Below are 15,187 nucleotides of genomic sequence, written 5' to 3'. Positions count from 1 at the left end.
AACATGTGGGGAATTATCGCCACCTGGCGAATGGCGCTTGAAGGCGTTACTGAGTCCGCTTCCGCGCTGGCTGCAGGCCAAACAGCGGCCAGTGCGGTAGTCGATGCCGTTGCCGCAGTTGAGGACTTCCCATTATACAAGTCCGTTGGCTACGGCGGACTGCCAACCGAAAAGGGTGAGGTGGAACTGGATGCCGCATTCATGGATGGCGACACGCTGGCGTTCGGCGCCGTGGGCAATCTCGTGGATATCGCCAATCCGGTACGCGTTGCGCACGCCCTGAGTCGTCAACGGTATAACAGCCTGCTTGTCGGCCAGGGTGCCCGAGAATGGGCGTTAAGCCAGGGGTTTGCAGAAAAAACCATGCTTACCGACCGTGCCATCCAACACTATCGCAAACGCTGCCGCGAGACGCTGGATAAGGGACTGAGTCCTTATGACGGCCATGATACCGTCGGTATTATCGGACTGGACACACAAGGTTCGATGAGCGTGGCGACCTCCACCAGCGGTCTGTTTATGAAAAAACGCGGTCGTCTGGGAGATTCCCCGATTATTGGTTCCGGCTTCTACTGCGACAGTCAAATCGGCGCCGCGACCGCCACTGGCGTTGGCGAAGACCTGATGAAGGGTTGCACCAGCTACGAAATCGTTCGCCGTATGGCACAGGGCATGACGCCGCAGCAGGCTGCGGACTCAGTGGTTTTTGAACTGGAGGACAACCTGATGTCCCGCTTTGGCCGGGTGGGCGATTTATCCGTCGTGTGTATGAATCACCGGGGAGAATTTGGCGCGGGGACCAATATCAAAACCTTCTCATTTACCGTTGCCACCGCCAGTCACCCACTTACCGTCTATCTCGCGGAACGTCGGCACGAAAAGACGTATTACCAGCCAGTCGATGAGGCGTGGATGCAGGCCTATGCGGCACGGATCCGTGCGCCAATAGAGGAAGAATAATGATGACATATCAGTTGATTCAGTCCCTTTCAGAGGCGCAACCCAACGCGCACCTGATTGCCCGTCCCACAAGCCAACAGTTACCAGACACCGCGCTGATGAACGAAATGCGTGCCACGGGTAACTTGGCGGATACCTGTTTTGGCTGCGCCCCTTTCAAACGCATCACCCTCATTCCATCAGCACTGTGGCAGGACAACCTGACCGACGGTTTGCTGAACGCATTACGTCCACTGTTCACCACGCCGGTCAGTTCTCACGTGATCATTGATGTTCGCGAAATACACGAAACCGTGCTGCTTCAGGTTCTGCGTTTTCTGTTCAATCAGGTACATCGCCTTGACGACCTGCAACTGAAAACTACAGACAACGCGACGATACGACTCGACCACATAACGGCGCTTTGTTTACCCGAACAGCAGGAAGCGTTAGAGGAAATTTTCCGTCGGCAGCAGGCCATTGCCAACGGCATGGTCGCCGCCCGCCGCCTGGCGGATATGCCATCCGAGCAGTGTACGCCGCAGTTCGTTGTCGAAGAGGCCCAACGTCTATGCGCGGCTTACCCTGACCTGCGCTGCGAAGTGCTGGACGAACAGGCCATCGTAGCGCAAGGCCTTGGCTTGCTGCACGCCGTGGGGAAAGGCTCCAGCCGCCCGCCCCGCCTGCTGGCGATTCATTACGACGGCGTCAGCAGCGGCCCGGTGCGCAGCTATGTCGGGAAAGGCATCACTTTCGACACCGGCGGTTTGTGGCTGAAAGAAGGCGCGGGCATGTACACCATGAAGTACGACATGTGCGGCGCAGCCAACGTGCTTGGGCTGATGCTGAGTATTGCCCGGCTGGCGCTGCCGGTCCGAGTCATGGGCGTACTGGCGCTGGCGGAAAACGCCATTGGTCCCGACGCCATGCAGCCGGGTAGCGTAGCACGCGCCTGTAACGGGATGACGGTGGAGATCAACAACACCGACGCCGAAGGACGACTGGTACTTGCAGACGCCATTGCCTGGGCCAGCCAGCGCCACAAAGAGACTCGCTATATCATTGATTTAGCAACGCTGACCGGCGCCGTGGTGAAAGCGCTGGGCTATGAGCTGAGTGGGTTGATGACTCAGGATAGCGCACTGCGTGCGGCGTTAACCGTTGCCGGTGAACAGAGCGGAGACAGAGTCTGGTCGCTGCCGCTGGACGCTCACCTGAAAAAACAAACGGAGAGCGCGATTGCCGATCTGTGCAATACGCCGACTAACAACGCGGCAATCAGCGCATCGGCGGCCTGGCTGCTTCATCATTTTTGTCCGGCGACGATTCCGTGGGCGCATCTCGACGTCAGCGGTACGGCGTTGTGGCGCGAAGGAGGGAGAAGCGTGGCGTCGGGCAGACCGATTCCACTGCTGATGCAGCATTTACTTAACGATCTGGCAGTTGAGGATTCCCCCTCTGAGTGAGGGCGTTTGTTTGGGTAATCAGGCCGGATAAGGCGACGTCGCCCTCCGGCATCCGCACCGTTCTGCCTGATGGTGCTACGCTTATCAGACCGACTGCGATGCGTAACCTTGTATTTCGGCTAGAGCTTCAGAATTTCTTTCACGAACGGAATGGTCAATTTGCGCTGCGCGGAGATGGAGGCGTGATCAAGCTGATCGAGCGTCATAAACAGCGTGCGCATTTCTCTGTCGAGCCGTTTGAGCAAGAAGCGCCCCACGTCTTCCGGGAGTTCAAATCCGCGCAGTCGGGCGCGTAGTTGTAGCGCCTGCAATTTATCTTCATCCGACAGCGGTTGCAGCTTGTAGATTTGCCCCCAATCCAGACGCGAGGCCAGATCGGGCAGCCCCAGCTTTAACTGCCGTGGAGGACGATCGCCGGTGATCAGTAACCGCGTTTTTCCGGATTCCAGAATGCGGTTGTAGAGATCAAATATCGCCATCTCCCACTCTTCATCACCCGCGACACATTCAATATTGTCGATACAGACTAACGACAGGTGTTCCATCCCGTCGAGCACTTCCGGTACAAACCAGGTGCGCTTGTCCAGCGGCACATAGCCCACGGCATCACCACGCTGCGATAATTCAGCACAGGCAGCATGCAGCAAATGGCTGCGGCCGGCGCCTTCACGCGACCAGAGATAGATGTATCCGCTATGCTCCTGGCGCAGCACGTTTTGCAGTGCGGCCAGTAAAGAGGCGTTATCTCCCGGCCAGAAACTTGCAAACGTTTCGTCGTCAGGCAGATAAAGTGGCAAAGAGAGCTGTGCCGGTGTGTTCAGAGAGACCTCAATCCAGATTTCATTAAAATCGTGATGAGTTTACCACAGAATTCCGTCGCGTTAGAACCGGGCAGCATCACTGCCCGGATCCCATTTTACGGCTTCGGCGTATCCGCATCTTCCGCGTCCAGCACCACTTCTTCCGGGCGCAGGACAGAAATCAGCTTGAAGATCAGGCTCAGCCCGATCCCAACGATCGTCGCCAGCGCCATTCCTTTCAGCTCCGCCGCACCAATGTGCACTTTCGCGCCGCTGACGCCAATGATCAGAATGACAGAGGTCAGGATCAGGTTCTGCGCTTTGTTGTAATCCACTTTCGATTCAATCAGCACGCGAATACCGGATGCCCCGATCACCCCGTACAGCAGCAATGACACCCCACCCATCACCGGTAGCGGAATGATCTGGATCGCCGCCGCCAGTTTACCGACGCAGGACAGCAGAATCGCGAAAATCGCCGCGCCGCCAATTACCCAGGTACTGTAAACACGGGTGATTGCCATTACACCAATGTTCTCACCGTAGGTGGTGTTCGGCGTGGAGCCAAAGAAGCCAGAAATCACCGTCGACAAACCGTTGGCAAACATCGAGCGATGCAGGCCCGGGTCGCGAACCAGATCTTTTTTGACGATATTCGCCGTGACCACGAGGTGACCGACGTGTTCGGCAATCACCACCAGCGCCGCAGGCAGAATAGTCAGAATGGCGAACCACTCAAAGCGCGGCGTGTAGAAAGTCGGCAGCGCAAACCAGTGCGCCTCGGCAATCGGTGTGGTATCAACCACGCCCATCGCAAATGACAGTGCATAACCTGCCAGTACCCCAATCAGGATCGGGATAATCGCAAGGAAACCACGAAATAGCACCGAGCCAAACACGGTCACCGCCAGCGTCACCATCGAGATAATGATGGTCTTCGAATCCGCAGATTGTCCTTCCGCAGGCAGCAATCCAGCCATACCAGCGGCCACGCCTGCCAGTTCAAGACCGATGACGGCAACGATTGCGCCCATTGCCGCAGGAGGAAACATCACGTCCAGCCAGCCGGTTCCCGCTTTCTTGACAATGAAGGACACCAGGCAGAACAGCACACCACACATGATGAAGCCGCCCAGCGCCACTTCGTATCCCAACGGCAACAGCAGCAGAACCGGTGAGATAAACGCGAAGCTTGAACCTAAATAGGCAGGAATTTTTCCTTTACAGATAAAGAGATACAGCAAGGTCCCGATCCCGTTGAATAACAGAACGGTAGCCGGGTTGATATGAAACAGAACTGGCACCAGCACGGTTGCGCCAAACATGGCGAACAGGTGTTGCAAACTAAGCGGGATTGTCTGTAAAAGTGGCGGTCTTTCACTCACCCCGATAGCACGGCGCGTCATAGTGTTTTCCTCTGAGTGTGTTTGTTATGAGTCGTTGAGTTGTTTTATTCAAAAAAAAGCCGACTCTTAAAGTCGGCTATTTATCAGTTATTCACTTACTTCGTACCAAAAATCTTATCGCCGGCATCACCCAGCCCCGGAATAATGTATCCGTGCTCGTTCAGGCCCTGGTCGATCGACGCGGTGTAGAGTTCCACATCCGGATGCGCTTTTTCCAGCGCGGCGATCCCTTCCGGCGCCGCCACCAGCACCAGCACTTTGATGCTGCTGCAGCCCGCTTTTTTCAGCAGATCGATAGTGGCGATAACAGAACCCCCGGTTGCCAGCATCGGGTCGACGATCAGCGCCATGCGCTCGTCGATATTGGACACCAGCTTCTGGAAATACGGGACCGGCTCAAGCGTTTCTTCGTTGCGGTACATGCCGACCACACTGATACGTGCGCTGGGTACGTTTTCCAGCACGCCTTCCATCATGCCCAGACCGGCACGCAGGATAGGTACAACGGTAATTTTTTTGCCTTTGATTTGATCCACTTCGACCGGACCATTCCAGCCTTCAATGGTTACTTTTTCGGTTTCCAGGCCCGCAGTCGCTTCGTAGGTCAGCAGACTGCCTACTTCCGAGGCGAGTTCACGAAAGCGTTTGGTGCTGATATCGTTCTCACGCATCAGACCCAGCTTGTGTTTGACGAGTGGGTGTTTGACTTCCACGATCTTCATACTCTTCTCCTTTCCTCAGACGAGTGGCAACCACAAAAAAAATCGCCGGATTATACCGCTTTTCCTCTCTGGCGCAACATAACGTATGCATGACCTGGATCAAGCAAAGTAGTATACGTTTGGGTGATGAGTATAAAACACGCCCCGCATTCTGTGCGGGGCCAAGTATCAAGTGGCTGAAATCAGAGGGATTCACCGTTACTTTTTATCACCTGCTGATACCAGGCGAAAGATTTCTTACGGCTACGCGCCAGCGTCCCACTACCGTCATTATTTTTATCAACGTAGATAAACCCGTAGCGTTTTTTCATCTCTCCCGTTCCCGCAGAAACCAGATCGATACATCCCCACGGCGTGTACCCCATGAGATCCACGCCATCCTGTTCCACCGCTTTTTTCATTTCACGAAGATGTGCCGCCATATACTCGATACGGTAGCTGTCATCCACGGTGCCGTCAGGCAACTGAACATCAATCGCACCAAACCCGTTCTCAACGATAAACAACGGCAACTGGTAGTGATCCCAGAACCAGTTCAGCGAATAGCGCAATCCCACCGGATCAATCTGCCAGCCCCAGTCCGATTTCTGTACGTAGGGATTGGAGACCAGACTTTTGCTCTCGTCATAATCGAGTTGCGGGTTATCGTCTGTCGCTTTGGTGACAAACGACATGTAATAGCTAAAACCGATGTAGTCGACGCAGCCTTCGGACAGAGCAACACGGTCTTCTTCCGTGATATCGAGGTCAAACTCGCGGCGCGTAAAATAGTTGAGAATATGCTGCGGATATTTCCCCCGCACATGCACATCGGTAAACCAGTAGCGACGGTGCATGGCGTTCATCGCCATCATCATGTCGTTTGGCGCACAGGTCAGTGGGTAGATGGGGCACATGGCGATCATGCAGCCGATCTGCAATGCCGGGTTAATTTCTCGTGCCGCCTTCACCGCCAGCGCACTGGCCACCAGTTCATAGTGCGCCGCCTGGTACATTACCGGTTCACGATCTTCACCTGGCTGATACTTCAGGCCGGAGTTCGTGAACGGTGCAAAATCCTCATGGTAATTGGCCTGGTTGTTGATCTCATTGAAGGTCATCCAGTACTTCACTTTGCCCTGATAGCGGGTAAAGACGACCTTCGCAAAGCGGACAAAAAAGTCGATCAGCTTCCGGTTGCGCCAGCCGCCATACTCCGTCACCAGATGGTAGGGCATCTCGAAATGCGACAGGGTAATCACCGGTTCAATGCCGTACTTCAGGCATTCATCAAACAGATCGTCGTAAAATTGCAGTCCCGCCTCGTTTGGCTGCGTTTCATCCCCAAGTGGGAAAATGCGCGTCCAGGCAATGGACGTCCGGAAACATTTAAAGCCCATTTCCGCGAAAAGCTTAATGTCTTCTTTGTAGCGATGATAGAAATCGATCGCCTCGTGGTTAGGGTAGTTTTTGCCGGGCAGCACGCCATCGGTAATTTCTCGCGCCACGCCATGAGCGCCCGCCGTCATGACGTCAGCAACGCTGATCCCTTTTCCGCCTTCCTGCCAGCCGCCCTCAAGCTGATGAGCGGCGACCGCCCCGCCCCACATGAAATTCGCGTTAAATCCAGACATAGTTTCCCTCGTTGATTTGCTATGACAAAACAGAAACCGGTTTCAGTATGATACTGAGCAATCCCGGCACTGCTTTCAAGGGTGAAACTGAACCCGGTTTCATTTTCGTGGTTCAGGTCATAAAAACACCGCGCCGCGGAGAAAATGCAGCAAATCTCGACAGATAAAAACGGATGCAACACAGGCTCGCAAACGTTTGCTTTCCCTGCTAGAATTGCGCCGAATTTTACTTTTACCGTAAGAAAACGTGGGGAACCAGGCAGTGACCGATAAAACCTCTCTTAGCTACAAAGATGCCGGTGTTGATATTGACGCGGGTAATGCTCTGGTGGATCGAATCAAAGGCGTAGTGAAGAAAACTCGCCGCCCGGAAGTGATGGGTGGTTTGGGTGGCTTCGGTGCGCTGTGCGCATTGCCGCAAAAATATCGTGAACCAGTGCTGGTTTCCGGTACTGATGGCGTCGGGACAAAACTGCGTCTGGCGATGGATCTGAAGCGTCACGATACCATCGGCATTGATCTCGTGGCGATGTGCGTCAACGACCTGGTCGTTCAGGGTGCTGAGCCGCTGTTTTTCCTCGACTATTACGCCACTGGCAAACTGGATGTGGATACCGCAGCCAGCGTGATTAACGGTATCGCCGAAGGCTGCCTGCAATCCGGCTGCGCGCTGGTCGGCGGGGAAACCGCTGAAATGCCGGGGATGTATCACGGTGAAGATTATGACGTCGCGGGTTTCTGCGTCGGCGTGGTCGAAAAATCAGACATCATTGACGGTTCCAAAGTAGCCGATGGCGATGTGTTGATTGCACTGGGTTCCAGCGGTCCGCACTCCAACGGTTACTCACTGGTACGTAAAATTGTTGAAGTCAGCGGCTGCGATCCAGAAACGACGGTTCTGGAAGGCAAACCGTTAGCCGACCACCTGCTGGCGCCGACCCGCATCTACGTGAAATCGATTCTGGAATTGATTGAAAAGGTTGATGTGCACGCTATCGCGCACCTGACCGGCGGCGGCTTCTGGGAAAACATTCCGCGCGTACTGCCGGACAACACGCAGGCGGTGATCGATGAATCCTCCTGGCAGTGGCCAGCCGTTTTCAACTGGCTGCAAAGCGCCGGTAACGTCAGCCAGCATGAAATGTATCGTACCTTTAACTGCGGCGTCGGCATGGTCATTGCTCTGCCGGCGGCGGAAGTAGACAACGCCCTTACCCTGCTGAAGGCAAAAGGTGAAGAAGCCTGGAAGCTCGGCGTCATCAAGGCTTCCGATTCCGCGCAGCGCGTGGTTATTGAATAATGAATATTGTGGTGCTTATTTCCGGTAACGGAAGCAATTTGCAGGCGATTATTGATGCCTGCAAAGAGAAGAAAATCAACGGCACCCTGCGGGCAGTATTCAGCAACAAGGCCGACGCGTTCGGCCTTGAGCGTGCCAGAAAAGCGGCAATCCCGGCCCATACGCTAACGGCGGATCAGTTTTCCAGCCGTGAAGCATTTGACCGCGAGCTGATCCTTGAGATCGACGCGTATGCGCCTGACGTGGTGGTGCTGGCCGGTTTTATGCGCATTCTGAGCCCGGCGTTCGTCGCACACTACAACGGTCGACTGCTGAATATTCACCCTTCCTTGTTGCCCAAATATCCCGGTTTGCACACCCACCGTCAGGCGCTGGAAAACGGCGATGAGGAACACGGCACCTCGGTCCACTTTGTCACTGACGAGCTCGACGGCGGACCGGTCATTTTGCAGTCCAAAGTTCCGGTTTTTGAGGGCGATGACGAAGATGAAATCACCGCTCGCGTTCAGGTTCAGGAACACGCCATTTACCCGCTGGTCGTCAGTTGGTTTGTGGACGGACGGCTGAAAATGCGCGATAACGCCGCCTGGCTGGACGGTGTTCGCCTGCCGCCACAGGGCTACGCTGCCGACGAGTAAAAACGGTGCCGGATAAGGGATGACATCCGTTATCCGGCCAGCGCTTCTCTTCAGACCTCCAGTCCCCCTTCCCCTTGGCGATCAGACGGTTTATTGTCATATTTTTCTGGCACAGTTGGACATCTGAGCGCAATGCTCGCCATAATAATCAGGCAGTGTCCCGTGAATAAAACGGAGTATAAGTATTAATGGGTCAGGAAAAGCTTTATATCGAGAAAGAGCTAAGCTGGTTAGCGTTCAACGAACGTGTGCTCCAGGAAGCCGCGGATAAATCAAACCCGCTAATTGAACGGATGCGTTTCTTAGGCATCTATTCCAATAACCTGGATGAATTCTACAAAGTTCGCTTCGCAGAGCTCAAACGCCGCATCATCATCAGCGAAGAACAGGGTTCAAATTCACATTCTCGCCACCTGTTAGGCAAAATCCAGTCCCGCGTACTGAAAGCCGACCAGGAATTCGATGGCCTGTATAACGAACTGCTGCTGGAGATGGCGCGTAATCAGATCTTCCTGATCAACGAGCGTCAACTGTCAGTCAATCAGCAAAGCTGGCTGCGCCACTATTTCAAACAGTATCTGCGCCAGCACATCACCCCAATTTTAATTAACCGCGAAACGGATCTGGTACAGTTCCTGAAGGATGACTACACCTATCTGGCAGTCGAAATTATTCGCGGCGACACCATTCGCTATGCGCTGCTGGAAATTCCATCTGACAAGGTTCCACGCTTTGTGAATCTGCCGCCGGAAGCCCCGCGTCGCCGTAAGCCAATGATCCTGCTGGATAACATTCTGCGCTACTGTCTGGACGACATCTTTAAGGGCTTCTTTGATTACGACGCACTGAACGCCTATTCCATGAAGATGACCCGTGACGCCGAGTACGATCTGGTGCACGAGATGGAATCCAGCCTGATGGAGCTGATGTCCTCCAGCCTGAAACAGCGTCTGACCGCCGAGCCGGTGCGTTTTGTTTATCAGCGCGACATGCCTAATGCACTGGTCGAAGTGCTGCGCGAGAAGCTGACGATTTCACGCTATGACTCTATCGTTCCCGGCGGACGTTATCACAACTTCAAAGATTTCATTAACTTCCCTAATGTCGGCAAAGCCAATCTGGTGAATAAGCCGCTGCCGCGCTTACGCCATATCTGGTTTGATAAAGAGAAGTTCCGTAACGGATTTGACGCCATTCGTGAACGCGATGTGTTGCTTTACTATCCGTATCACACCTTTGAGCACGTTCTGGAACTGCTGCGCCAGGCCTCGTTTGACCCGAGCGTGCTGGCAATCAAAATCAACATCTACCGCGTGGCAAAAGACTCGCGGATCATCGACTCAATGATCCACGCCGCCCATAACGGTAAAAAAGTGACCGTTGTGGTGGAGTTACAGGCACGATTTGATGAAGAGGCCAACATTCACTGGGCGAAACGCCTGACGGAAGCGGGCGTGCATGTCATCTTCTCCGCGCCCGGCTTAAAAATTCACGCCAAGCTGTTCCTGATTTCGCGCAAAGAAGGCGAAGAGGTGGTGCGTTACGCCCATATCGGCACCGGTAACTTCAACGAAAAAACCGCGCGTCTGTATACCGACTATTCGCTGTTGACCGCCGACGCACGGATCACTAACGAAGTCCGTCGGGTGTTCAATTTTATCGAGAACCCGTATCGCCCGGTGACGTTTGATTATCTGCTGGTCTCGCCGCAAAACTCGCGCCGCCTGCTGTATGAGATGATCGATCGTGAAATCGCCAACGCTCAACAGGGACTCCCCTCCGGCATCACACTGAAACTGAATAACCTGGTGGACAAAGGGCTGGTCGATCGGCTGTATGCCGCCTCCAGCTCAGGTGTACCGGTCAATCTGTTGATTCGTGGTATGTGTTCGCTTATTCCGAATCTGGAAGGTATCAGCGATAATATCCGCGTCATCAGTATTGTGGACCGTTATCTTGAGCATGACCGGGTGTATATCTTCGAAAACGGCGGCGATAAGCAGGTCTATCTCTCTTCCGCCGACTGGATGACGCGTAATATCGACTACCGCATTGAGGTGGCGACGCCGCTGCTTGATCCGCGCCTGAAGCAGCGGGTGCTGGATATTATTGACATCCTGTTCAGCGATACGGTAAAAGCCCGCTACATCGATAAAGAACTGAGTAATCGCTACGTGCCGCGTGGAAACCGCCGCAAAGTGCAGTCGCAACTGGCTATTTACGACTATATCAAATCACTCGAGCAATCTGACTAACGCTATGCCAATACATGATAAGACCCCACGACCGCAGGAGTTTGCGGCGGTCGACCTCGGTTCAAACAGTTTTCACATGGTGATTGCCCGTGTGGTGGATGGCGCCATGCAGATTATCGGTCGCCTGAAACAGCGCGTGCATCTGGCGGACGGTCTCGGCGAAGACAACATGCTGAGCGAAGAGGCAATGGAGCGCGGGCTAAGCTGCCTGTCACTGTTTGCTGAACGTCTTCAGGGGTTCGCCCCCTCCAGCGTGTGTATTGTCGGTACCCATACGCTTCGTCAGGCGCAAAACGCCACCGATTTTCTCAAACGAGCGGAAAAGGTTATCCCCTATCCGATCGAGATCATTTCCGGTAATGAAGAAGCGCGTCTGATCTTTATGGGCGTAGAACATACGCAACCGGAAAAAGGCCGCAAGCTGGTCATCGACATTGGCGGCGGCTCGACGGAGCTGGTCATTGGCGAAAACTTCGAACCGAAGCTGGTTGAAAGCCGTCGTATGGGTTGCGTCAGTTTTGCCCAGATCTATTTCCCCGGCGGCGTCATCAGCAAGGAAAACTTCCAGCGTGCCAGAATGGCGGCGGCGCAGAAGCTTGAAACCCTGACCTGGCAATTCCGTATTCAGGGCTGGAACGTTGCGCTGGGGGCCTCTGGCACCATCAAAGCCGCGCACGAAGTGCTCTTAGAAATGGGCGAGAAAGACGGGTTCATCACCCCAGAGCGTCTGGACCGACTGGTAACCGAACTGCTGCAACACCGCAGTTTCGAATCGCTAAGCCTGCCGGGGTTATCTGAAGAGCGAAAAGCGGTCTTTGTTCCAGGTCTGGCGATTTTATGCGGTGTCTTTGATGCGCTGGCGATCCGCGAGTTACGCCTTTCCGATGGCGCGCTGCGCGAAGGCGTGCTGTACGAAATGGAAGGTCGCTTTCGTCATCAGGATGTTCGCAGTCGCACCGCCAGCAGCCTGGCAAATCAGTACAATATCGACAGCGAACAGGCGCGACGCGTGCTGGAAACCACCATGCAGATGTATGAGCAGTGGCAGGCGCAGCAGCCTAAACTGGCGCATCCGCAGTTAGAAGCGCTGCTGAAATGGGCAGCGATGCTGCACGAGGTTGGACTGAACATTAATCACAGCGGTCTGCATCGCCACTCGGCGTATATCCTGCAAAACAGCGATTTGCCTGGTTTTAATCAGGAGCAGCAAACCATGATGGCGACGCTGGTTCGCTATCATCGTAAGGCGGTGAAGCTGGACGATCTCCCGCGCTTTACGCTGTTTAAGAAGAAGCAGTTCCTGCCGCTCATTCAGCTATTGCGTCTTGGCGTACTGCTGAACAACCAGCGCCAGGCCACAACCACACCGCCTACGCTGACGCTCATCACCGATGACAACCACTGGACCCTGCGTTTCCCTCACGACTGGTTCAGCCAGAACGCGCTGGTTTTGCTCGATCTGGAAAAAGAACAGCAATACTGGGAAGCGGTGACCGGCTGGCGTCTGAAAATTGAAGAAGAACGCTCACCGGAAATCGCCGCGTGAAGCACACTCAGGTGCCAGTCACTGGCACCTGCTCTTTCAGCGTGTCGCTTAACGGCTGCGGCACACCGATTAAATATCCCTGCATATAATCAATCCCCAGAGAGATCGCGGCATGGCGAATCTCCTCGCTTTCGACAAATTCAGCGACCACCTGCATTTTCTTCATACGCGCCAGATGACAGATTGAGGCCACAATCTGATAGTCGAGGCTATTCGAAACGATATTGCGGATGAAACTACCGTCAATCTTCAGAATATTGGCGTTAACGTTTTTCAGCCTTGCATAACTGGCGTAACCCGTACCGAAGTCATCAATAGCGATTTGGCAGCCCAGTTGTTGCAGGTTTTGCAGCGTTGCCTCCGCCTGTCCGGCATTCATCAGCGCCTGACTTTCTGTCACTTCAAATATCAATTGCCAGGCTTCGATCTGGTATTTGCTCAGTAGTTTGCTGATATCCTGCGCAAACCTGGCCCGACAGACCGAGGACGCCGACAGGTTAAGCGCAAAGCGACGGGCAGGCATCTGCGCACGATTCTCCGCCATAAAGCGTAACGTGTGTTCGATAACCCAGAGATCAATTCTCGAGGAGAGACCAAACTCATGCGCGACGGGCAGGAAGGCATCAGGGTTGATCATGCCGCCGTCCTCATCCAGCAATCGCAGTAAAATCTCATGATAAACATCGCCGCGAAGCCCTTCGATTGGCTGCGCCATCAGACAAAAACGGTCATGCTCCAGCGCATGCTGTAACCGGTTCATCATTGCGACTTTGTCTCGCAGATTACGCTGCATGTTCATCGCACCACTACGCTCTAAATTTTCCGGCGTGTTGGTCATGATGGACAGCTCAGCCGTCGTGCTCAACTCCCCCAGCAACAGGTAAATGTGATTTACCGGGGAACGCACATAGCAATAGCTCATCCCCACCTGTGGCTGGAACGTCATGCCATCCCAGACAAACCGGAACATCTTGATATGCTCATCCAGATCGTCAATGCGTTGCTGATGTGACTCCGTATTTAAGCGTAGCAGCAGGTCAGGCCCGGACATTTGATAAACATGTTCATCAGGACCCAACTTTTCGGCAATCCAGTGGGAGAGCTGTTGCTTGTACTGGATACGCAGCATTATTCCGTAATTTTTCACGAGAAACTCGAGTTCAGGAACGCGCAGAAAGCACAACGCAGACCAGGGCGTATTTCTCAGCGCGCGGTTGAGCGCACGAAGATTGGGAAGATGGACAACCGGATCAAGAAACGCAAGCCGTCGGGCACGACTGCTCACAATCCGCTGACGCGTCGCCAGCACCGCCATGTAATTCACAATAAAAGAAAAAACCAGGAAACTGGAAGAGGTAATCGCCAGTTGTACATCGTAACCTGAATAATAGGGCGTATAGCTTCTGTAATTATGGATCGCAATAATTAAAACTGGCGCCCATAGCAGTGATATGAATCGATAGCCATAACGCATCGCTCCCCATAACATAACCGGGAGTAATAATGACATAGTATAGTTCGTGCTGAATATGGAACTATTTTCATTCAGTGGCATACAAAGCAAAGACATTAAGGCGGACAATACCAGCAACCAAATAATGATCTCTTTTTGCGAGGCCTTGGTGTCAAACTGTAACTTTAATTGTGAATAATAGCCGCGTAAATGTAGCGGGTTACGAATAACGCGAATAATAAAATAGAAGAGCGGTACACCAATCAAATTGCCCACCAGAATGCCCTGATAGTTTATTAATGCATTGATGTTAAATGGTGTTCCCCCCATTAAGCTCAACTTACTTTCATACAATCCCACAAAGGCTGCGAACTGGAAAAGCACCAGAAATAGCGTTGCGGGACAAAAAACTTGCCAAAAAATGCGGGGGAAGACCAGCTGCGTGTCACCATGCGAGATGTTGTTACGTCGGGGCGTAAAAACGCGGTAACCGCCCCAACTGAGCACGACAGCAATAAGAAAATGCGCAATAACAGGCAATGTTTCCGCCAGACCTACCTGCGGATATTTGCGAATAAAAACCGCCAGAACAATACCGGGTAATGCCGCCCAACCGAAAAAAATCATCAGGCTCATCATGAGTGATAACGGTAAGTAGAAAAGGATGACATCCCCGGTGGCCACATGCGCATAGGTATTCGTATGGCTCACGAGCGGTAAAAACAGGGAAGGCAAAATCAGAGGCAGTCCCCACCACTTATCTCTGATTGCAATATAAGTTTTATTCAGTCGCATAGACGCTCAGCGGAACCCCTGGATCCTTAAGGGGTGAATCAGACAGGCATCCCACCTGACGTCAAAATTAAGATGAAAAACTCACCATACATGTCGCACAGATTTTAGTTATCAACGGGAAGTTATATTTGACGTATATCAAATAATTCCGTCCCCATTAATCAATTATTACCTTTATTTCACGTTGTTATCATTCTCATATTATTAATGTAAATAATATCATTATTCTTCATAACAACGAGATATGATTCAAC

General features: G+C 53.2%; 11 protein-coding genes. 6 read left to right on the top strand and 5 right to left on the bottom strand.

Translation table 11 applies throughout. The features are described from left to right. The first annotated feature begins 3 nt into the window (after positions 1-3). Both JTI98_RS10690 and JTI98_RS10685 read left to right on the top strand, forming a co-directional pair. Positions 4-960, top strand: a complete 957-nt coding sequence (locus JTI98_RS10690) for a N(4)-(beta-N-acetylglucosaminyl)-L-asparaginase (protein ID WP_216081232.1) — start codon at positions 4-6, stop codon at positions 958-960. Continuing rightward, positions 960-2,405 carry a M17 family metallopeptidase gene (locus tag JTI98_RS10685; RefSeq protein ID WP_216081231.1) on the top strand — a complete coding sequence of 482 codons (1,446 nt, stop codon included), beginning with the start codon at positions 960-962 and terminating at the stop codon, positions 2,403-2,405. Before JTI98_RS10690 ends, JTI98_RS10685 begins: the two co-directional genes overlap by 1 nt. Before the next feature lie 119 nt (positions 2,406-2,524). Here the strand turns inward: JTI98_RS10685 and JTI98_RS10680 are convergent, their stop codons facing one another. The 4 genes from JTI98_RS10680 to JTI98_RS10665 all read right to left on the bottom strand — a co-directional run bounded on the left by JTI98_RS10680 (position 2,525) and on the right by JTI98_RS10665 (position 6,946). Beyond that, positions 2,525-3,226: a DnaA inactivator Hda gene (locus tag JTI98_RS10680; protein ID WP_061069784.1), complete on the bottom strand. Its 702-nt coding sequence runs from the start codon at positions 3,224-3,226 to the stop codon at positions 2,525-2,527. Between the two features lie 95 nt (positions 3,227-3,321). Next, positions 3,322-4,611, bottom strand: coding sequence for a uracil permease (gene uraA, locus JTI98_RS10675; RefSeq protein ID WP_042999850.1), 1,290 nt, complete (start codon positions 4,609-4,611; stop codon positions 3,322-3,324). 95 nt (positions 4,612-4,706) lie between these two features. Next, positions 4,707-5,333 (bottom strand): uracil phosphoribosyltransferase, encoded by a 627-nt coding sequence (gene upp, locus JTI98_RS10670; protein WP_003037929.1) that lies wholly within the window; start codon positions 5,331-5,333, stop codon positions 4,707-4,709. 182 nt (positions 5,334-5,515) lie between these two features. Next, on the bottom strand, positions 5,516-6,946 hold the full coding sequence (locus tag JTI98_RS10665; RefSeq protein WP_216081230.1) for a 6-phospho-beta-glucosidase: 1,431 nt from the start codon (positions 6,944-6,946) through the stop codon (positions 5,516-5,518). 262 nt (positions 6,947-7,208) lie between these two features. Here JTI98_RS10665 and purM point away from each other — a divergent pair, with 262 nt between their 5' ends. The 4 genes from purM to ppx all read left to right on the top strand — a co-directional run bounded on the left by purM (position 7,209) and on the right by ppx (position 12,685). Further along, the gene (purM, locus tag JTI98_RS10660; protein ID WP_046402140.1) at positions 7,209-8,246 is read left to right on the top strand and encodes a phosphoribosylformylglycinamidine cyclo-ligase; all 1,038 of its coding nucleotides are present in this window, start codon (positions 7,209-7,211) and stop codon (positions 8,244-8,246) included. After that, positions 8,243-8,884: a phosphoribosylglycinamide formyltransferase gene (purN, locus tag JTI98_RS10655; RefSeq protein ID WP_044328044.1), complete on the top strand. Its 642-nt coding sequence runs from the start codon at positions 8,243-8,245 to the stop codon at positions 8,882-8,884. Before purM ends, purN begins: the two co-directional genes overlap by 4 nt. A gap of 188 nt (positions 8,885-9,072) precedes the next feature. Beyond that, positions 9,073-11,139 (top strand): polyphosphate kinase 1, encoded by a 2,067-nt coding sequence (ppk1, locus tag JTI98_RS10650; protein ID WP_042999847.1) that lies wholly within the window; start codon positions 9,073-9,075, stop codon positions 11,137-11,139. A 4-nt stretch (positions 11,140-11,143) separates the two neighbouring features. Then, on the top strand, positions 11,144-12,685 hold the full coding sequence (gene ppx / locus JTI98_RS10645) for an exopolyphosphatase (protein ID WP_044328043.1): 1,542 nt from the start codon (positions 11,144-11,146) through the stop codon (positions 12,683-12,685). Between the two features lie 7 nt (positions 12,686-12,692). Here ppx and JTI98_RS10640 read toward each other — a convergent pair whose 3' ends face one another. After that, complete coding sequence (locus JTI98_RS10640; RefSeq protein ID WP_216081229.1) at positions 12,693-14,933, bottom strand: sensor domain-containing phosphodiesterase; 2,241 nt, start codon at positions 14,931-14,933, stop codon at positions 12,693-12,695. Positions 14,934-15,187: the final 254 nt, after the last annotated feature.

Source organism: Citrobacter sp. MGH 55 (genome assembly GCF_016906145.1).
Taxonomy (GTDB): domain Bacteria; phylum Pseudomonadota; class Gammaproteobacteria; order Enterobacterales; family Enterobacteriaceae; genus Citrobacter_A; species Citrobacter_A amalonaticus.
The sequence above is the reverse complement of the archived record's forward strand: the minus strand, read 5'-3'. Positions and strand labels throughout refer to the sequence as shown.